The sequence below is a fragment of the Mesorhizobium sp. CNPSo 4671 genome (genome assembly GCF_057784245.1).
Genome location: NZ_JBWLUW010000001.1, coordinates 80,788 through 99,805 on the forward strand (window position 1 = coordinate 80,788; position 19,018 = coordinate 99,805).

Genomic DNA, 19,018 nt, shown 5'->3' on the forward strand with positions numbered 1-19,018 from the left:
GCGCTCATTATACCTTGGCGCGAAGTACAACGATAAGACGAAGAAATATGTTTGTAAAAGACTATATTTGGGAGGGTTTCAAAGTGATATAAATTTTATCTATTTGTTGCTCCAGATAACCTATTTTTCTGTACATTAGCTCTATCGCAAGAAGGATAAAACCACAAATGCTTAGGTAGAAAAATCAATGGCTTAGTATGGTCGGACCGAATGATCTACCTCTGACCGCAGCCTTGCAGTATTCCCCGAGCGCGGCCGACCAGCCGTTTTTCGTGCATGGAGAGGCCGATCGTTTCGCTGGGCTTTGCCGTCAGGATCGGTTCTCCTCCATTGTCATGGCCTCACATTCGCGAGCGCCGGCCGCGCGTACCTCATCGGCAATGTCGGCGCCCGCGCGTCACAGCCACTGATGCGGGGCAAAGGTGGAGAAGCGACCTTCCAGGTGCGCTGTATCCCTTTCGGGGATTGGCACTGCCCTCGCGGGCGTTGATGAAGGTACTTTTGAAACGGCTTCTCCGCCACGTCGGTGCGACTCTGAAGACTGAGGCCGACGCGGTTACTGAGAACCTACTCTTTCTCAGTGGCGCTTTCTTTCGATCATCGCTATCAGGCAATCGGCAGCTTGCGTGCCGCTGAGGCCCAGATCCCGTACGCTGTTCATGTGATTGCGCCCATCCAGGCAGAGGTTGCGGACACCGTGCCCCTGCGCGCGCAAGAGTGTTGCGAAGTCGGCCGCCTGCTGGTGAAAAGGTGGCGTTTCCTGATCTCCGACGACAATGGTCGCTGCCGTGTTCGGGTCATGCCACCGCGTCATTGGCGTGAAGGCAACTGCCTCTTCGTCGGTGATGCCGATCAACGGCTTGAGGAAGGACGTCTGCAGCGGCTTCAGGTCGTAGAGGCCGCCCAGCAGCAGCGCTGCATGGATGCGCGATGGCATGGGCGTCTTTTCGAACAGGAAGGTGGCAAGGTGCGCGCCCGCAGAATGGCCACTGACGCTCAGCCGACCGGGATCGCCGCCGTGGCCGGCGATGTTGTCCAGCACCCATTGTTTGGCGCGTCGGACCTGCTCGACAATCTCTGCCATCCGGACCTCGGGCATCAGCGCATAGTCGACAATGACCGCAATCGCGCCGGCTTTGGTGACTGTGTCCGCGACATAAGAATAGTCGCTCCTGGAAAACATGCGCCAGTAACCACCATGGATGAAGATGTGCACTGGAAGGTCGCTGCGCCTTCCCAGGGGAAAGAACAGGTCGAGCCTCTCGGCTTTGCCTTCACCGTAGGGGACATCGGCGACCATGGGCAGCGTCGCCCGGGTTGCGGCGCTGCGCGCCACGATATCGGCGACGATGTCGTCAAAGTCGGCAACGTGATCGCGTGTGCGGAAGGGGTCTTTCGGCATGGGTGCCCGATCAGAAGGTGACGGCGATGTATTTCGCCTCCATGAATTCAGCGATGCCGTGGTGCTGGCCGCCTTCGCGGCCAAGGCCGCTTTGCTTGACGCCGCCGAAGGGCGCCGCCGGATCTGACATCAGCCCCCGGTTGAGGCCTATCATACCGGCCTCGATACCCGACGCCACACGCATGCCGCGCCCCACATCGCGCGTATAGATATAGGCTGCAAGGCCATATTCCGTGTCATTGGCGTATGCGATGGCCTGGTCCTCGGCTTCGAACATGGTGATGGGCGCCACCGGCCCGAAAATCTCCTCATGCGCCATGTCGGCTTCGGGCGAAACCGCAGACAGCACCGTCGGCGGGTAGAAAAAGCCTTCGCGGTCCAAAATCGAGCCGCCGCAAAGCACCTTGGCTCCCCGCTCAATCGCGTCTTTGACGAGACGGTCGATCTTGTCCACGGCCTTTCTTGTGATCATCGGACCGCACTCCGTATCGGCATTGGTGCCCGCTCCCACTTTGAGCGCCGCCATGCGCTTGGAAAGGCCGTCGGCGAACGCGTCATGAATGCCCGACTGCACATAGATGCGGTTGGCGGCGGTGCATGCCTCGCCGGCATTGCGCATCTTGGCGATCATGGCGCCGTCGAGCGCCGCATCAAGATCGGCATCGTCGAACACGAGAAAGGGCGCATTGCCGCCCAGCTCCATCGAACAGGAGATGACATGCTTGGCAGCCTCGGCAAGCAAGGTTCGGCCGACACCGGTCGAGCCGGTGAAGGAGAGCTTCCTGACGCGCGGATCGGCCAGCATGGCGAAGGTCAGCGGGCCGGGACTGGTCGTGGTGATGACGTTGACGACGCCGGCCGGCACCCCGGCCTCGCTGTAGAGCGCGGCCAAGGCGTAGGCCGTCAGTGGCGTTTCGCTGGCAGGTTTCAGGATCACTGTGCAACCGGCCGCCAATGCCGGCGCAATCTTCCGGGTCGCCATCGCGGCCGGAAAGTTCCAGGGCGTGATCAGCACGCAGATCCCAATCGGCTCATAGTCGACCACGATCCGGTTGGTGCCGGACGGCGCGGTGCCGAACTCCCCGGTGATGCGGACGGCCTCTTCGGCGTTCCAGCGGAAGAATTCGGCCGCATACGCGACCTCGCCGCGCGCGTCGCGCAACGCTTTGCCGTTCTCCAGCGCGATCAGCATGGCGAGCGTTTCAGACCGTTCGACCATGAGTTCGAAACAGCGTCGAAGGATTTCCGAGCGCTTGCGCGGCGCCGTCTCCCGCCATCCTTTGGCGGCCCTGGCCGCAGCCTCGACGGCGGCTGCGGCATCCTCGAGCGTTGCATCGGGAACCGCGGCGATCACGGCCCCGGAGGACGGATCGACGACATCGATGAGCCGGCCGTCGGAAGAGGGGCGCCACATGCCGCCGATGTAAAGCCCGTGCGAAAACCGGCGCACGTCATAGCCATCCTGGTCGATCTGCTGGGCAAGGTTCATCATCTTGTTCCGTTCGCTCAATGGGCGCTGGCCGCGAGATCGCCGTCATGGGCCGCCTGGACCAGGCGTCGCATGGTGGCGAGATCGAGGGGGCGCGGATTGTTCTTGATGAGTCGGTCGATGCCGAGCGCCTGCTCGGCGGTCCAGTCGAGCTTATCGGCGGGCAGGCCGAGATCCGCCAACGTCGAGGTGATGCCGATCGCGGCGAACAGCCGCCTGATCTCTTCGATGGCAGCGCCGGCCTGTTCGTCGTCACTGCGCCCATCCGCGGAGAGCCCGAGCGCGCGGCCGATCTCGGCCATTTCAGCAGCAGCCACACGCCTGTTGTAGGTCATGACGTAGGGCATCATGGTTGCTACGCCCAAGCCGTGCGGGGTGTGCGTGAGCGCGCCGGCCGGATACTGTACGGCGTGCGCCGCCGCCGTACCGGCGGTGCCGAACGCACACCCTGCCGCCAACGCGCCCATCATCACATCGGCACGCGCATCGGCGTCAGTGCCGTCCGTGCAGGCTTTCTGCAGACTGCGCCCCAGCAGCTTTATGGCCAGCAGCGCGAAATGATCCGTCAGCGCGGTCTTGCCTATGAACACGTGCTTTTGCGGCAGGTCCGGGTCCTCGCCGCGCCGCATGGCGGTGAAAGCCTCGATCGCATGGGTCAAGGCATCGGCGCCGGCGATCGCGGTGAGGGCAGGGGGGCAGGTCATCGTCAGTTCGGGGTCGCACAGAGCGACGGCCGCGATCAGATAAGGGCTGGATATGCCGACCTTGAGCGTCCGGTCGGGATCGGAAATCACGGCGACCGGTGTCACCTCGGAGCCAGTGCCTGCCGTGGTGGGCACCGCGATCAGCGGCAGCGTCGGGCCGGGAACCTTGAACTCCCCATAGTAGTCCTGGAGTTTGCCGCCATGGCTGAGCAGCAAGGCGGCGCATTTGGCGAAATCGAGACAGCTGCCGCCGCCGATGCCGATCACCATCTCGGGCCGGAACCCCTTCGCCTCGTCGACGCAGATGCTGACTGTGTCACGCGGCACGTCGGGGAGGACGCGGTCGTGCGCCAGCACCTCCATCGAGGCCGCCTGGAGCGATTTGACGATCTCCGCGAACACCGCGGTGCCGGCGAATCGCTCGTCGGTACAGACCAGCGCGCGCCGTCCGAATCTGCTGGCGACTGTCGGCAGCGCATGACGCTGGCTTTTCCCGAACAGGATTTCACGCGGAAGCCGGAGGGCGGCGAAGAGGCTCATGATGATCTTTTGTCCTTTGACGGCGGCTCAACTGGGAACTGGGAAAGGCTATCGCTACGGACCTGCCATCTGTCCGCAACGCCGCTTGAACGCACTGCGGCGACGCCCATGTGACGGCTCAAAAAAGTATCCGCTTTAAAATCGTATAGGATATAGGATTGCATTTTCTGGAGCATCGTGTTAGCAGTCCTCACTGTCAAGGGGCAAAAAGATGCAGACCGTGAGCTTAACCGACACGACTGAAACGACGGCCGGCGGCGGTCGCATCCAGCGCTCCAACAGCCTGGTCGAGGATGTTTACGAAGCGATCTTCGCGCAGCTTATGGCGCTGAAGATCGCGCCGGGCTCACGCATCACCGTTGATAGCCTGGTCAAGGAATTCAACGTCTCGCACACACCTATCCGCGAGGCGCTCGGCCGCCTCGAAGGCGAAGGCCTGGTGCTCAAGACGCATCTCATTGGTTATCGCGCAGCACCCCAGATTACCCGGCGCCGTTTCGACGAGTTGTACGAGATGCGCCTTCTGCTCGAGCCGCATGCTGCGGCCAAAGCCGCCGCTGCCATGGACGAAGCAAAGCTCAACACTTTGCTGGAAGCGGCCGGCGTGATGTCACGGCGCGAGGGCAAGGACGATCGCCTGCGCTATTCGAATTTCGCCCGGCAGGACGCGATCTTCCACGACAAGATCATGGAGTTTTCAGAAAACGAACTCATTCGGGAGACGTTGAGCCACCAGCACACCCACTTCCACATCTTCCGCTTGATGTACCATTCCCGCGTGACCGAGGAAGCGCTCGACGAACACGAGGCGATTCTCGCCGCATTCGGTCGGGCCGACGCGGACGCCGCCCAAGAGGCGATGCGCGTCCATATCGAGCATTCCCGCGATCGCTTGCTTCCGGCATTTGATTGAGGCCGGAATCGATGTCCATAGCCGGTGCGCGGCGCCGTCAAGCTCGATGCGCCGCTGATCACCCAGGCCAACGCCAAGGAATACTATTTCCCGGACTCGCCATTCTGACCCGATCCGATTTCACCGAAAGGCAGGGCGCGATCTGCGCCTTGCCCAGCCCAAAACATTGAGAGGAAGAGCCATGCCAGGTAAAAAAATACTGATGCTGACCGGTGAGTTCACCGAGGAATACGAAATCTTCGTCTATCAGCAGGCGATGGAAGCCGTTGGTCACACCATCCATGTGGTCTGCCCGGATAAGAACGCCGGAGACTTGATCAAGACCTCGCTGCACGATTTCGAGGGCGACCAGACCTACACCGAAAAACTGGGCCACTATGCGCTGATCAACAAGACGTTCTCGGAAGCCGAGAGACAGCTCGACCAGTATCATGCCGTCTATTGCGCTGGCGGTCGTGGCCCCGAGTATATCCGCACCGACAAGCGCGTTCAGGCGATCGTTCGTCATTTTCACGAAGCTCAGAAGCCGATCTTCACGATCTGCCATGGCGTTCAGATTCTCATTGCCGTCGATGGCGTCGTGCGCGGCAAGAAGGTTGGTGCATTAGGGGCATGCGAGCCGGAGGTGACACTCGCCGGCGGCACCTACATCGATCTGTCTCCGACAGAGGCCTATGTCGACGGCACAATGGTTTCGGCCAAAGGCTGGACAGCCCTCGCAGCCTTCATCCGCGAATGCCTGAAGGTGCTGGGAACGGAAATCCGGCATAACTAAGGATCGTCCAAGCAGACTTGGAGCGGTTCACCCATCCTGGTTTGAAGTTGCACCGCTCCAAGTGCACAAAGTTTTGGTCGAGACGCGCTGGTGATCCATACGCTAGATGGTTCTGCTAGCGCCTTGCGCTGCGCCACGCCTCGTATTCTGCGCGGGCGTCGTCATGCAGCGGATAATAGCGTTGCAACGGGGCGCCCTGGAGGAGCTTCTCGCGCGAGAACTCTTCCCAATCGTGATGCTTCTTCGCTTCGTCGATGACCTTTGCGGCCATTGCCACGGGAACCACCACCACGCCGTCATCATCGGCGACGATGATGTCGCCGGGGATCACCGTGACACCGCCGCAAGCGATCGGAACGTTGACGGCATTGGGATAGATGCTGGTCTGTACATGATAGTTGGGCGTCCAGCCGCGCAGCCAAAGCGGCAGGTCGAGCTTCTCGACATTGGGCCGGTCACGCATACACCCGTCGATCACGATGCCCGCGCCGCCTCTGCCCTTGAAATAGGTCGACATCATATCGCCGAAGACTCCCGAGCTCATGTCGCCGCGCGCGTCGACCACGACCACATCGCCCTCCTGCGCGTGATAGAGCACGTGCCGGTGCAGTTGCGTCTCCGGATCGGCGTATTCTCCTTCGTTGAAGAGGTCCGGCCGCTGCGGCAGGAACTGCAGCGTCAGCGCCGGCCCGACGATCGACTTGCCGTGGTTCTGCGCCACCGGTCCGACCATATGCGGATTGCGGAAGCCCATATGGCCAAGCGTGCCGGCAACCGTCGCGGCGCCGATCTCCCTCAATCCCTCGATCAGATCCTTGGACGGCCGGATGATGTCGGAGGTATGCGTCATGGTGAACTCCGGTTGAAATTGAACTACCAGTTGGTGACAGAACCATCGCGGCGCTTGAGGTGGGGCGCTTCCCAGAAACGGAAGCTCTGCGCCTGGATCGCTTCCTCGTTGACCTCGACGCCGAGCCCCGGCAGATCGCCGACCGGATAGTCAGGGCCGTCGAGTTGTGGTTGCACCGGGAAGAACTCGGAGCTGTCGAAGCCCAGCTTCCTTTCCGGCACTCTGGTCTCGAGCCAGGCGAAATTGGCGACTGCGGCGGCCAGATGCACGGTCGCGGCCGTGCACACCGGGCCGAGCGGATTGTGCGGCATCAGATCGACATAGTGCGCTTCGCTCCAGCCAGCGACCTTCATCGCTTCGGTGAGCCCGCCGACATTGCAGATGTCGAGCCGGTTGAACTGATGGATTCCGCGTTCGATGTAGGGCAGGAACTGCCACTTGCTGACAAATTCCTCGCCGATGGCGAACGGAATGTCGGTCATCGTGCGCAGGGATTCGTAGGCCTCCGGTGTCTCGTCGCGTATCGGCTCCTCGAGGAAATCAAGCACGCCGCGGCCTAGCTTGTTGCAGAAGCTGGCCGCCTCGGCCACCGACAGCCGATGATGATAGTCGATGCCGAGCACGACCTCGTCGCCCAGTGCCTCGCGGGCCTTGTTCAGCATCCGCGCGGTCACGCCGATCGACTCGCGCGGCTCGAAAATGTCCTTGCTGCTTTGCCCGGCGGGGAAGAAGCGGATCGCCTGCCAGCCCTGCGCGCGCAGCTCCCGGGCTCGTTCGATGGCAACGTCGCCCTCGGCCTCGTCTCCGGTCGAGGCAAAGGTGGGGATGCGGTCGCGCTGCTTGCCGCCGAGCAACTCGTAGACCGGCACCCCTAGCGCCTTGCCCTTGATATCGTGAAGGGCGACGTCGATTGCGGAAATCGCTGCCTGTAGAACGCGCCCGCCTTCGAAGTACTGGCTGCGATAGGCCTCCTGCCATATCCGCCCGATCTGCATGGGGTCGTGGCCGATCAGGAACTCGCGATAGTGCTCGACGGCGCCGGTCACCGCCCTCTCGCGGCCGCTCAAGCCGCTCTCGCCCCAACCGGAGATGCCCTGGTCGGTCTCGACCTTCACCAGCATCTGGTTGCGCGTTCCCACCCACACCGGGTAGGGCTTGATCGCTGTGATCTTGAGTCTCGTCGTCATCCAGGCCCCCGTCCCAAACGTCTGTCTCAGGCGGCCTCGAGAGCCATTTCGGTTTCGCCGTCGAACAGGTGCATCCGCTCCTGGTCGAACTCGAGCCAGATCTGCTCGTCGGGTTTGACGGCAATGTTGGGGGACACGCTGATGTTGACGATGGCGCCGGAGAGGAAGGCCTGCACGAAGGTGACGTCTCCGGTTGGTTCCACCGTATAGGCTTTGGCCGGAATGGCGCCGGGGACCGCGCTCTTGTGGAGTTTGATCGTCGAGTGCCGCGCACCCAGCACGATCTTCCTGCTGGTCGCCCTCTGGGCCTTGCGCGCGTTGGGTTGCGACAGCCCGAGGCTCCAGCCTTCCGCGCTCCTCAGAACGGTGTCACCGTTTGCCGTCGAGGCCTCCAGCGGAATAAGGCTCATCGCGGGGCTGCCGACGAAGCTGGCGACGAACGTGTTGGCGGGATGCGCGAAAACCTGCGCCGGCGAATCGTATTGCTGCAGATAGCCGCCGTTCATCACAGCCATCCTGTCCGCCATGGTCACGGCCTCGAGCTGGTCGTGCGTCACATAGATGATGGTTGCCTTGAGGTCCTGATGGAACCGCTTGATTTCGGAGCGCATCTGCACGCGCAGCTTTGCGTCGAGATTGGAGAGCGGCTCGTCCATCAGGAACACCGCCGGATCTCGAACAAGCGCGCGGCCGAGCGCCACGCGCTGTTGCTGCCCGCCCGATAGTTCGCGCGGCTTGCGCTCGAGCAGCTGTGTCATGTCGAGCACCCGTGCCGCTTCCCGGACCTTCTTGTCGATCTCGGCCTTGGGCAGCTTGCGCATCTGCAGCGGGAAGGCGAGGTTCATGTAGACCGACTTTTGCGGATAGAGCGCGTAGTTCTGGAACACCATTGCGATGTCCCGGTCCTTGGGATCGAGGTCGTTGACCACCTGGTCGCCGATGACGATGTCGCCCGATGTGATCGGGATCAGCCCGGCGATGAGGTTGAGCGTCGTTGTCTTGCCGCAGCCTGAAGGGCCGACGAGCGCAACGAACTCACCGTCATTGACCGTCAGCGAGACCTCGTTGACGGCTTTGAAGCCGCCATAGGTCTTGACGAGATCTTTGAGGACCACGTGGGCCATCGGCAACTCCCTAATGCTTGACCGCGCCTTCTGTCAGGGCGCGTACGAAGTATCGTTGCAGGACGAGGAACAGCACGACGACGGGCACGCTCATGATGAAGCTGGCCGCCATCAGGCCCGGAAAGTCCGTGGTGTTTTCCGAGAAGAAGCGCTGGATGCCGACCGGCAGCGTCAACTGTTCGTTCTTGGAGAGGAAGGTGTAGGCGTAGATGTACTCGTTCCACGCGCCGATGAAGGAATAGATCGCCGTGGCGATGATGCCCGGCGTCGAGAGCGGCATCACGATCAGGATGAAGGCCTGGAGCCGCGTCGCGCCATCGATGCGCGCCGCCTGCTCGAGCTGCACCGGGATGTTGTCGTAAAAACCCTTCAGCAGCCAGATCGCCAGCGGCAGGCCGAATGTCAGGTAGGTGAGAACGAGCGAGCCATGCGTGTTCACCAGCCCGATCGCGCGCATCAGGATGAAGAGCGGCACGAGAAAGATCACCGCAGGAAACATGTTGCGAAGCAGGACGGTGAAGAACAGGAAGTTCCGGCCCGGAAAGGTGAAGCGCGAAAACGCGTAGGCCGCGGGAACCGCCACGATCACCGAAAGGACGGTCGTTGCAGTGGAGACGAAAAAGCTGTTCCAGAAGAAGCGGAGAAAGTCCTGGCCGACACTGTTCTGCGGATCGAGCAGCTTCTGGTAGCTGGCGAGGGTCGGTTGGTCTGGCCACCATTGCGGCGGGAATTGCATCGCGGCGAAGCCGGACTTGATCGAGGTGAGCAGCATCCAGATCATCGGCAACGCTGTGTAAAGCAGCATGAACACCAGGAAGATGCGCCCGCCCCACCGCCATCCGTCGAAGCGGATGCGGCGACGCGCCTGGCCTCGAGCGGCTGTCTCGGCAATCGTGCTCATGCGCTTCCATCCCTCCGGTCGTTGCCGCTCAGCGCGCGGACGTAGAAGTAGCCGAACGTCATCAGGATGAGGAACAGCAGCACCGAATAGGCCGAGGCCACTCCCCAGCGCTGGCGGCCGAAGGCGAGCTCATAAATGTGGGTGATCCAGATATGCGATGCGTTCGACGGCCCGCCGCCGGTCATGATCCAGGGGATGATGAAGGAGTTGAAGTTGGCGACCGCCAGCAGAAGGATGGTCACCGTCGAAACGTTTCTCAAATGCGGGAACGTGACGTGCCAGAAGCGCTGCCATGCATTGGCTCCGTCGACTTTCGCGGCGCGCAGCAACTGGTCGGGGACCGTCTGCAGGCCGGCCATCATCATGATCATGGCGAACGGAAATTCGCGCCAGATGTTGACGACGATCAGCGAGGGCAGCACCGTCGAGACGCTGTCGATGAAATTCGGCGGCCGGTCTGCCCATCCGAGGCCGACCAGCACCGCGCCGATGATGCCGAAGTCCGAATGGTAGATCCACTTCCAGATATAGGAGGCGGCGACCGCGCTGATGACCCAGGGAATGATCAGGATGGCGCGCAGGACACCGCGGCCGAAAAAGTCGCGGTGGAGCGCCAGCGCGGCGGCAAAGCCCAGGATGAAGGAGATGCCGGTGGACCCCACCGTCCAGATCAGAGTGTTCCAGGTGACTTTCCAGAACACCCCGCTGGTGAGGATGGCCGTGTAATTGTCGAAGCCGATGAAGGTCTTGTCGCGAAGCTGCAGGCCGGGTGGCGTGCTGAAGAACGACAGCTCGATCGTGTAGTAGATCGGATAGGCGATGACGACGAGCATCACGGCAATCGCTGGGAGCACGTACGCGTAATCGGCGCGATGCTCCCAGATCTTGCGCAGCAAGCCGGATCCACCCGGTTGCAATCTTCGGCGAGCCTCGGTCTTGCCGGTCACGATCGTCACTTTGGCGTGCCCTTGTTGTTCGGAACGGACCGGCTGTCCCCTGGAACAGCCGGTCGGATCGCAGGTCAGGCTCGGACTAGAGTCCGCCCATCAGGTCCTTCACCTTCTGGGCCGCGTCGTCCGCTGCCTGATCGACGGTCATCGCTCCGGTCAGGGCATTCTGCAGCATGTCCGGGATGATGATGTTCATGATCTCGGGAGATTGCGGCAGCGCCGGGAACGGGATGCCGTATGGCAGCATCGAGGTCGTGACGTCGAGGAACTTGATGCTGTCCAGACGCTCCTTCATCCATTTGGTCTTGAAGCCGTTGAGATTGCCCGGATTCGAGCCTGCATAGGCCATCTTCAGCGACCATTCCGGGCTGGTCCACATGCAGATGATGGCCTTCGCGGCCGGTTCGTCCACCTTGCCGCCCTCGACATATTCAGGCTTCAGAATGTGGATGTTCGAACCGCCGAACACGACGGCGCGCTTGCCGTCGGGGCCGGTCGGGATCAGGCCGTAGCGCATGTTGTCGATGACGGTCTGCGCCTTGTCCTTGTCGGTGCCGGTCGCCTTCTTCTGCAGGTCGAGCATGACATTGTAGTCGGACGGGTGCGAGATCATCATACCGAGCTGGCCGGCGAGGAACAGCGGCTGGTTGTCGGCCTGCTGGTTGGTGAGTGCCGAAACCGGAACCGACTTGTCGCGAACATACATGTCGTAGGAGGCTTGCAGGGCGGCCTTGCTCTGCGGGCTGTCGAGCTCGATCTGCTTATAGGTCGGGTCCGCCGTGGCTTCGTCAAAGACGCCGCCGCCATAGGCCCACAACTGAGGCATGAAGCGGTACGGTGTATTGCCGGCATTCTTGCGGGCCACGAGGCCGTAACCGGCGATGCCGAGCTTGTCGTGGATTTGCTTGGAATACTTGACGACATCGTCCCAGGTTGCCGGAGCCTTGTTCGGATCGAGGCCCGCACGTTTGAAGATATCGGCATTCCAGATGAAGGCCATCGTTTCATTGTTGGTCGGAATGCCGTAGGTGACGCCGTCCCAGGTCACGGCTTTCATGGCACCGGGCCAGAAATCCTCGGTCGAATATCCCACGTCCTCGGGTTTGAGCGGCTGCAGATAGCCCTTTGAGGCGAACTCCGTACCACCCAGGATTTGCAGCCGCACCGCCATCGGCGCGGCATTGCCAAGCAGCGCCGTACGGAATTTGTCCAGGAGATCGTTGTAGGTGAGCGCCTGGTCCTCGAGCTGGATATTCGGATAAGTCTTGCGGAAGGTTTCAAAGAAGTCCTTGTAGTACTGGCGCAGGAGGTCGGGGTCGCCCTCGAACACGCCCTGATACCAGAACGTCAGTCGCCCCTTGTAGTCGAGCGGGGTGACCTTGGCGCAATCGCCTGCCGTATCAAAATCCTGTGTGCCTGCAATGGAGCGCACATATTCCGGCGACCACTTACTCAAGTCGACCGGCGCCGCACCCAGCGCCGGTGCGGACATCAACGATGCCACTAAGGCAGTGGAGACAGTGCCGCGCAGGACGGCACCGCCGAGTGTAATCCTCGTCATAGGTATCCTCCAGGTTTTCTCTCCCATGCCGCTCCGCATCGAGGTGGGCGGGCTTTACTCGTCGGCTGCGGGACATCTCCTCAAATGTATCCCTTCGAGCACTTTATACGTTTTCAGATCGCAGATTGGCTGTCAACGAAACAAATCGTACATTGTTTATGGAAATCGTGCGTGATATCGAGAAAGGCGTGTATTTATGGAAGGGGGAGCCGGCCTTGGCCGAAACGCGGGAATTCAAAGCAGAGCCACCCGAGGGCATCGATCCGCTTGGGGCCTCGAGCGAGGGCGCCTCGCTTTACGAACTGATCAGGGAGGACATCATCGAGGGGCGGCTCGCCGCCAATGAACGGCTGGTGGTCACCGATCTGGCCCGGCGTCACGGCACCTCGACCAATCCCGTGCGCGAGGCTCTGCAACTGTTGCGCGGGGAAGGCTTCGTCACCTTTCTCCCCAATCGCGGGGCACGCGTGCGGCCCATAGATCAGGATTTTGTCCGGGATATCTACGAGATCGGAGTCCTGATCGAGCCGGCTCTAACGCGATGGTTCGTGAATATGGCCACCGTCGAGGACATTGCCGAACTCGAACGCATCCAAGGTCTGATTGAAGAGAACAACTTTGCCGACACGTTCAGGCACAGCGAGCTGGATACGGCTTTCCACACCGTGATGTACCAGAGGCACTACAACCGCCATGCCGCCGAGCTTTGGTGGAAGCATCGCGAAGTTCTGCGCGCGGTGAGCCGGCGGTTCAATTTCACGCTCGCCCGGCGTGCCGCGATCCTTCGCGAGCACCGCGAACTCATCGCGCTCGTAAAGGCGGGAGAGGCAGACAAGGCAGCCGAACTCATTGCGCGCCATGTCGAGGGTTCCGGGCGCCATGTCCTCGAACACATGCGCGCGCGCAACGCCGCTCGGGCAGGGTAGAACATCAGGTCAGGAACGTCGTTGTCCTGGCCATTTCGGATAAAGGCAGTTGAAATGAAAATCACGAGCGTTCGGCCGTGGCTGATCCAGTCCGATGCTTCCTATTGGGGAGAATACCTGTTCGTCGAAGTGACGACCGACGAGGGCGTTAGCGGCTGGGGCGAGATCACCACCACGACAAAGCTGGCCAACCGCGCGCTCTGCACGATCCTGCGGCAGATCGGTGCCGCCGTGACCGGCGAGGATCCCGCGCGCATCGAGTATCTGTGGCACAGGATTTTCCGCAGCTTCACCTATATGGGCAGCCGCGGCGCCGCCGTTGAATGCGTGAGCGCCATCGACATAGCCCTGTGGGATATCGGCGGCAAAGTCCTCGGCAAGCCGATCTATGAGTTGCTGGGCGGGCCGGTGCGCGAGGAAGTCGCGCTCTACACACATCCCAACCAGGCCAAATTCACCAGCAAGGAGGCTGTGGTCCGCGAAATTCGCGACATTGTCGAATCCGGACACACGGCCCTCAAATTCGATCCGTTCCCGCATCAGGGCCGTAGCCCTGATGGGCAGTCGCGCGAGCAGCGGGACGGCTACCTCGATGGCAGCATGACCCGCAAGGACGAGCGCGAAGCGGCGGAACTCACGGCGCTGATCCGCGAAACGGCGGGCCCTGACGTCGACATCCTCATCGATGCGCATGGCCGCTTCGACGTTCCCACCGCCATTCGTCTCTGCCGCAGCCTCGAGGAAGCCGGCCAGATCGACTGGTTCGAGGAGCCCTGTCCGCCCGAGAGCCTCAACGCCCTCAAGCAGGTGCGTGACAAGGTCAGTGCCCCTATCTCGTGGGGCGAGCGTGGCCATACGAAATGGGATTTCGTGCCGGTGCTCGAGAACAAGCTCGCTGACTACATCATGCCTGACGTCACCTGGACCGGCGGCATTACCGAACTGAAGAAGATCTCCGCCCTGTGTGAAGCCTACTACATCCCGGTCTCGCCACATGACGCCGCGGGACCGATCAACGTGGTTGCGGGAGCGCAGGTGATGATGACCGTTCCGAACTTCTACAAGCTCGAAACGTCGGAGTGGAACCTGGGCAAATACGATCACCTCATAGACAGACCGCTCGATGTTTCGAACGGCAGCCTCAAGCTGACGTCGAAGCCTGGTCTCGGTGTCGAGATGAACCGCGATTACCTTCAAGCCCATGAGATCGAGCTGAATTAACAACGCTCGATGCCGACCGGCGCTGGGGAGCGACAAGCCCCCACGAGAATGAGGACAAGTCATGCCAAAGACGGGTGGAGCCGGCGAGGCTCTCAATCGGATCAACACGAATTCCAGGCCATCCGAGCTTCGCATCACCGACATGCGGGTGGCCGAGATCGTTGGCGCGCCGTTCACCTCGGCGCTGCTCAAGATCTACACCAACCAGGGCATCGTCGGGCTTGGCGAGGTGCGCGACGGCGCCAGCGCCACCTACGCGCTGATGCTGAAAAGCCGGCTGCTTGGCGAGAACCCTTGCGACATCGATCGCCTGTTTCGCCGCATCAAGCAGTTCGGCGGTCACGGCCGGCAAGGCGGCGGCGTGTCGGCGGTCGAGCTCGCGCTGTGGGATCTCGCCGGCAAGGCCTATGGTGTTCCGATCTACCAGATGCTCGGCGGCAAGTTCCGCGATCAGGTGCGCGTCTATTGCGATACCGATGCCGAGAAACCGAGCGGCACCGAAACCGGGAAGCGCCTCAAGCAGCGTATGGACCGCGGTTTCACCTTCCTCAAGATGGACCTGGGCTTGATGCAGATTGCCCATGTCCCGGGCGCCGTCGCCGCGCCCGCCGGCGCGCTCGAAGGGTTTCACGCCAACCCGCGCAGCCGTGGCGGGACACCAGAGGAGCGCAAGGCCCGCAATCTCGCCTATGACGCGCAGAACGTGCAGCACCCGTTCACGGGCCTGCATTTCACCGAAAAGGGGATCGACCTGCTCGAGCAGTACATCCACGAGGTCCGCGAGGTGATCGGATACGAGATCCCGCTCGCCATCGACCATGTCGGCCACATCTCGCTGCAGGACGGCATACGCCTGTCGCGCCGTATCGAGAAATACGTTCCGGCGTGGCTGGAGGATGTGATCCCATGGCAGCACACCGAGCAGTACCGGCAGTTGCAACAGGCCACCACGGTGCCGATCTGCACCGGCGAGGACATCTACCTCAAGGAAGGATTCGAGCCTCTGCTCAAGAGCGGCGGTCTCTCCGTCATCCACCCGGACCTACTCACCAGTGGGGGCATCCTGGAGACCAAGAAGATTGGCGACATGGCGCAGGACCACGGCGTCGCCATGGCGATCCATATGGCCGAAAGCCCGATCGCCGCGATGGCCGCCGCGCATGTCGCCACCGCGACGGAAAACTTCATGGCGCTCGAATACCACTCCGCCGATGTCGACTGGTGGGACGACATCGTCACCGGCCTGCCCAAGCCGCTCGTCAAGGACGGCTTCATCACCGTGCCCGACAAACCGGGGCTGGGCATAGACGATGTGGTCGACGAGGTGATCAGCCGGCATCTGCAGCCCGGTGTCTCGGGGATATGGCAATCCACCGAGCATTGGGACAATGAATATAGCTGGGACCGGACCTGGAGTTAGCCCAGCCCTCCTGCCATCATTCCCCCAGGCTCACAGGGCCAACGACCGACCATTCGTGTCGACCTCGCCCAGGCGAAGAAAGAAACGGACGAAACCATGATCTACGAACTGCGTATCTATGACTGCCTGCCGGGCAGGCTGCCGGCTTTGCTCAAGCGCTTTTCCGAGCAAACGCTGGCCATCTGGGAGAGGCATGGCATCCGCCAGGCCGGGTTTTTCACCACGGCGATCGGTGAAAAAAGCAATCGCCTCACCTATTTCCTCGCCTGGGAATCGCTGGCCGAGCGTGAGGCGAAATGGACGGCTTTCGTGACCGATCCGGTATGGCAAAAGGCCCGGGACGAGTCTGAGCGCGACGGGCAGATCGTTGCCAATATCAGCAGCCAGCTGCTCACGCCGACGGCTTTCTCGTCTGTGAAATAGGACTGCGCCATGAAGATCACCGACCTGCGCTGCGCCGTCATCGGCAAGCACCCGATCGTCCGCATCGTCACCGACGAGGGTCTTCATGGCCTTGGCGAAGTCGAGTTCACCAAGACCTATCTCAAGCCCTTTGTGCTGCATTTTCGCGAGGCGTTGATCGGCGAGGACCCGACCGACGTCGAGCGGGTGATGCTGAAGATCCGCCAGCGCGGCTCGTTCAAGCCCTATGGCGCCGCCGTCTCCGCCATCGAGCATGCCTTATGGGACATCGCAGGCAAGGCGGCGGGCGTGCCGGTCTACAAGCTGCTCGGCGGCAAGCTGCGCGACAAGGTGCGCGTCTACAACGGCTCGATCCGCCGCAAGCGCGCCGGCGACCGGCCGGAGGACTACGCCGCCGACGTCAAATGGATGATGGAGCAGCCGCAGAACTTCTTCATGGTCAAGCAGGGAATCTCGTTCCACTCCAACATGAAGGACAGCATCGAGGGCTTCCATTACGGCGTGACGCAGAAGAAGGCCGGCTATCACGGCGCCATGGATCAAGGTGTGATCAGCGAACGCGGTTTCAATCACATGCTCGACTGCGTGATCGCGATGAAGGAGGTGCTGGGCGACAAGGTCAGCCTGGCGCTCGACTGCGGCCCGGGCTGGATGCTGCCTGATGCGATCAAGTTCGCTCGCGCGGTCGAGAAGTACAATTTGATGTGGCTGGAGGACATGCTGACCGGCGACTATGTGCCGTGGGTCAATCCGCAGGCCTATCGCGAGCTGACCACCTCCACCTCGACGCCGATCCATACCGGCGAGCAGATCTACCTCAGGCACAATTTCAAGGAGCTGATCGAGACGCAGGCGGTCCGCGTCATCGGTCCGGACCCGGCTGATATCGGCGGCATTGCCGAGCTCAAATGGGTCGCCGAGCATGCCTATATGCACTCGATCCTGATGGCGCCGCACGGCACCGCGAACGGCCTGCTCGGCCTCGGCGCACTGATCAACGTCTGCGCCACCTTGCCCGCCAACTACATCGCCTTCGAGTATCCGAGCGCCTCCGACCCCTGGTGGGAGGATCTGGTGGTCGGCCTGCCGGCGCAGATCGTGAAGGACAGCATGGTGGACGTGTTGGAGGCGCCGGGGCTGGGTCTCGATATCGACGCTGAAGCGGCCAGGAAATATCTCATGGAAGAGGATATGGGTTTCTTCGACTGAAACTCCATTCGCCCTGCACGACGCTACCCGTCAGGGCATCAACCGGGTCGTTGTGTGCGCCAGTCATGCTCTTGCCGGAAGCCAAGGACGTCGCGCAGCTTGCGGTTTGAGATCGGTCCCTCGAACAAATCCATATCTGACTTTTTTCTCACGAGAAACTCAATAAAATCAACGATCTTATGCGTCCTCCGGGCGCCGATCTGCTGACAGAGACTTGCCCGGATTCTTGGCGACAGAATCGAACCAAACGTGAAGCTGTGGTGCGACGCTCATCGTGACTTTGAGGCAGGCTGCGCCTCCGCATTTGCATGTGGCTGGGCTCTGTGCGGTTGCGACCGCACGGCCCGAGTAAACCGAAGTCTAGGTCGCTGCGGCAGCTTCGCTTGCTGTTGCTCTGAGCAGCATGCCGAAGAGGTCGCGCGGCTCATCGGGGTCGGCCAGCATGTCGAGTTCCTGGTAGAGGCCGGTCGACTTCAGCTGATCCCTGACATAGCGCAACGCCGAAAAGTCCTCGATGGCGAAGCCGACGGAATCGAATAGCGTGATCTGGCCGGCATCGCGCCGGCCCTTAACAGTGCCTGATATCACCTGCCACAGCTCGGTCACCTGATGATCCGGCGCCAACTGCTGGATCTCGCCCTCGATGCGGGTTTGCGGCGGATATTCGACGAAGATGTCGGAGCGCAGCAGGATATCGCGGTGCAGTTCGGTCTTGCCCGGGCAATCGCCGCCGACCGCATTGATGTGGACGCCGGAGCCGACCATGTTGTCGGTGAGGATGGTGGCATACTGCTTGTCGGCGGTGACGGTGGTGATGATGTCGGCGCCCTCGACCGCCTCCTGCGCGGTGGTGCAGGCGGTCATGTCGAAGCCGAGGCCGGCGAGATTGCGGATGCATTTTTGCGTCGCCGAACGGTCGATGTCGTAGAGGCGCAATCTGTCGATGCCGAGCAGCGCCTTGAAGGCCAGCGCCTGGAATTCGGCCTGGGCGCCATTGCCGATCAGCGCCATGCTGCGAGCGCCGGCCGGCGCCAGGTGCTTTGCCGCAAGGGCCGACATCGCCGCCGTGCGCAATGCGGTCAAGATGGTCATTTCCGATAGCAGCACCGGATAGCCATTGTGGACGTCAGCGAGCATGCCGAACGCGGTCACCGTCTGGCGACCCTCGCGCATGTTCTTCGGGTGGCCGTTGACATATTTGAAGCCGTAGACCTCGCCATCGCTGGTCGGCATCAGTTCGATGACGCCCTCGGCGCTGTGCGAGGCGACGCGCGGCGTCTTGTCGAACAGCTGCCAGCGGCGGAAGTCGTCCTCGATGTAACCGGCAAGCTCCACCAGGAAACGTTCGACGCCGATCTTCAGCACCAGCTTCATCATATGATCGACGCTGACAAACGGCACGATGTTGAGATTGGGGATCACG

At 61.7% G+C, this 19,018-nt stretch carries 17 protein-coding genes; 7 read left to right on the top strand and 10 right to left on the bottom strand.

The genetic code is table 11. From position 1 onward, the window contains the following. Nucleotides 1-577 precede the first annotated feature (577 nt). From AC04SF_RS00335 to AC04SF_RS00345, 3 genes are read right to left on the bottom strand one after another with little or no spacing between them, the layout of a single operon-like run. On the bottom strand, nucleotides 578-1,402 hold the full coding sequence (locus tag AC04SF_RS00335) for an alpha/beta hydrolase (protein ID WP_488476650.1): 825 nt from the start codon (nucleotides 1,400-1,402) through the stop codon (nucleotides 578-580). A 10-nt stretch (nucleotides 1,403-1,412) separates the two neighbouring features. Continuing rightward, nucleotides 1,413-2,891: an NAD-dependent succinate-semialdehyde dehydrogenase gene (locus AC04SF_RS00340; protein WP_488476651.1), complete on the bottom strand. Its 1,479-nt coding sequence runs from the start codon at nucleotides 2,889-2,891 to the stop codon at nucleotides 1,413-1,415. Between the two features lie 17 nt (nucleotides 2,892-2,908). Continuing rightward, nucleotides 2,909-4,135, bottom strand: a complete 1,227-nt coding sequence (locus AC04SF_RS00345; RefSeq protein ID WP_488476020.1) for an iron-containing alcohol dehydrogenase — start codon at nucleotides 4,133-4,135, stop codon at nucleotides 2,909-2,911. Between the two features lie 211 nt (nucleotides 4,136-4,346). Between AC04SF_RS00345 and AC04SF_RS00350 the strand changes: the two genes are divergently transcribed. Next, on the top strand, nucleotides 4,347-5,048 hold the full coding sequence (locus AC04SF_RS00350) for a GntR family transcriptional regulator (RefSeq protein ID WP_096455045.1): 702 nt from the start codon (nucleotides 4,347-4,349) through the stop codon (nucleotides 5,046-5,048). A gap of 181 nt (nucleotides 5,049-5,229) precedes the next feature. Next, entirely contained in the window at nucleotides 5,230-5,823 is a 594-nt protein-coding gene (locus tag AC04SF_RS00355) for a DJ-1/PfpI family protein (protein ID WP_488476021.1), read from the top strand. Between the two features lie 115 nt (nucleotides 5,824-5,938). Here AC04SF_RS00355 and AC04SF_RS00360 read toward each other — a convergent pair whose 3' ends face one another. From AC04SF_RS00360 to AC04SF_RS00385, 6 genes are all read right to left on the bottom strand, one after another. Then, a complete protein-coding gene (locus tag AC04SF_RS00360; RefSeq protein ID WP_096455049.1) occupies nucleotides 5,939-6,673 on the bottom strand; it encodes a ribonuclease activity regulator RraA in 735 nt (244 codons plus the stop codon). 23 nt (nucleotides 6,674-6,696) lie between these two features. After that, complete coding sequence (locus AC04SF_RS00365) at nucleotides 6,697-7,860, bottom strand: mandelate racemase/muconate lactonizing enzyme family protein (protein WP_488476022.1); 1,164 nt, start codon at nucleotides 7,858-7,860, stop codon at nucleotides 6,697-6,699. Nucleotides 7,861-7,886: 26 nt separating this feature from the next. Then, the gene (locus AC04SF_RS00370) at nucleotides 7,887-8,984 is read right to left on the bottom strand and encodes an ABC transporter ATP-binding protein (RefSeq protein ID WP_488476023.1); all 1,098 of its coding nucleotides are present in this window, start codon (nucleotides 8,982-8,984) and stop codon (nucleotides 7,887-7,889) included. Between the two features lie 10 nt (nucleotides 8,985-8,994). Then, nucleotides 8,995-9,885: a carbohydrate ABC transporter permease gene (locus AC04SF_RS00375; protein WP_488476024.1), complete on the bottom strand. Its 891-nt coding sequence runs from the start codon at nucleotides 9,883-9,885 to the stop codon at nucleotides 8,995-8,997. Beyond that, nucleotides 9,882-10,841 (bottom strand): carbohydrate ABC transporter permease, encoded by a 960-nt coding sequence (locus AC04SF_RS00380; protein ID WP_488476025.1) that lies wholly within the window; start codon nucleotides 10,839-10,841, stop codon nucleotides 9,882-9,884. The genes AC04SF_RS00375 and AC04SF_RS00380 overlap by 4 nt, the downstream gene beginning before the upstream one ends. A gap of 76 nt (nucleotides 10,842-10,917) precedes the next feature. Beyond that, nucleotides 10,918-12,396, bottom strand: a complete 1,479-nt coding sequence (locus AC04SF_RS00385) for an ABC transporter substrate-binding protein (RefSeq protein WP_488476026.1) — start codon at nucleotides 12,394-12,396, stop codon at nucleotides 10,918-10,920. Between the two features lie 215 nt (nucleotides 12,397-12,611). On the opposite strand from AC04SF_RS00385, the gene AC04SF_RS00390 reads away from it, so the two are divergent. From AC04SF_RS00390 to AC04SF_RS00410, 5 genes are all read left to right on the top strand, one after another. After that, entirely contained in the window at nucleotides 12,612-13,322 is a 711-nt protein-coding gene (locus AC04SF_RS00390) for a GntR family transcriptional regulator (protein ID WP_488476652.1), read from the top strand. Between the two features lie 54 nt (nucleotides 13,323-13,376). Further along, entirely contained in the window at nucleotides 13,377-14,543 is a 1,167-nt protein-coding gene (locus tag AC04SF_RS00395) for a mandelate racemase/muconate lactonizing enzyme family protein (protein WP_488476027.1), read from the top strand. A gap of 61 nt (nucleotides 14,544-14,604) precedes the next feature. After that, nucleotides 14,605-15,963, top strand: coding sequence for a mandelate racemase/muconate lactonizing enzyme family protein (locus AC04SF_RS00400; RefSeq protein ID WP_488476028.1), 1,359 nt, complete (start codon nucleotides 14,605-14,607; stop codon nucleotides 15,961-15,963). Nucleotides 15,964-16,059: 96 nt separating this feature from the next. Next, nucleotides 16,060-16,386, top strand: a complete 327-nt coding sequence (locus tag AC04SF_RS00405; protein ID WP_488476029.1) for an NIPSNAP family protein — start codon at nucleotides 16,060-16,062, stop codon at nucleotides 16,384-16,386. Between the two features lie 9 nt (nucleotides 16,387-16,395). Continuing rightward, on the top strand, nucleotides 16,396-17,595 hold the full coding sequence (locus tag AC04SF_RS00410) for a mandelate racemase/muconate lactonizing enzyme family protein (protein ID WP_488476030.1): 1,200 nt from the start codon (nucleotides 16,396-16,398) through the stop codon (nucleotides 17,593-17,595). Between the two features lie 360 nt (nucleotides 17,596-17,955). Here the strand turns inward: AC04SF_RS00410 and ocd are convergent, their stop codons facing one another. Further along, a complete protein-coding gene (ocd, locus tag AC04SF_RS00415) occupies nucleotides 17,956-19,017 on the bottom strand; it encodes an ornithine cyclodeaminase (RefSeq protein WP_488476031.1) in 1,062 nt (353 codons plus the stop codon). Nucleotide 19,018: the final 1 nt, after the last annotated feature.

Coding starts and splice junctions, on each gene's coding strand:
- AC04SF_RS00355 (WP_488476021.1), top strand. CDS start 5,230: ATGCCAGGTAAAAAAATACTGATGCTGACCGGTGAGTTCACCGAGGAA.
- AC04SF_RS00395 (WP_488476027.1), top strand. CDS start 13,377: ATGAAAATCACGAGCGTTCGGCCGTGGCTGATCCAGTCCGATGCTTCC.
- AC04SF_RS00335 (WP_488476650.1), bottom strand. CDS start 1,402: ATGCCGAAAGACCCCTTCCGCACACGCGATCACGTTGCCGACTTTGAC.
- AC04SF_RS00375 (WP_488476024.1), bottom strand. CDS start 9,885: ATGAGCACGATTGCCGAGACAGCCGCTCGAGGCCAGGCGCGTCGCCGC.
- AC04SF_RS00370 (WP_488476023.1), bottom strand. CDS start 8,984: ATGGCCCACGTGGTCCTCAAAGATCTCGTCAAGACCTATGGCGGCTTC.
- AC04SF_RS00345 (WP_488476020.1), bottom strand. CDS start 4,135: ATGAGCCTCTTCGCCGCCCTCCGGCTTCCGCGTGAAATCCTGTTCGGG.
- AC04SF_RS00400 (WP_488476028.1), top strand. CDS start 14,605: ATGCCAAAGACGGGTGGAGCCGGCGAGGCTCTCAATCGGATCAACACG.
- AC04SF_RS00360 (WP_096455049.1), bottom strand. CDS start 6,673: ATGACGCATACCTCCGACATCATCCGGCCGTCCAAGGATCTGATCGAG.
- AC04SF_RS00350 (WP_096455045.1), top strand. CDS start 4,347: ATGCAGACCGTGAGCTTAACCGACACGACTGAAACGACGGCCGGCGGC.
- AC04SF_RS00365 (WP_488476022.1), bottom strand. CDS start 7,860: ATGACGACGAGACTCAAGATCACAGCGATCAAGCCCTACCCGGTGTGG.
- AC04SF_RS00405 (WP_488476029.1), top strand. CDS start 16,060: ATGATCTACGAACTGCGTATCTATGACTGCCTGCCGGGCAGGCTGCCG.
- AC04SF_RS00385 (WP_488476026.1), bottom strand. CDS start 12,396: ATGACGAGGATTACACTCGGCGGTGCCGTCCTGCGCGGCACTGTCTCC.
- AC04SF_RS00410 (WP_488476030.1), top strand. CDS start 16,396: ATGAAGATCACCGACCTGCGCTGCGCCGTCATCGGCAAGCACCCGATC.
- AC04SF_RS00340 (WP_488476651.1), bottom strand. CDS start 2,891: ATGAACCTTGCCCAGCAGATCGACCAGGATGGCTATGACGTGCGCCGG.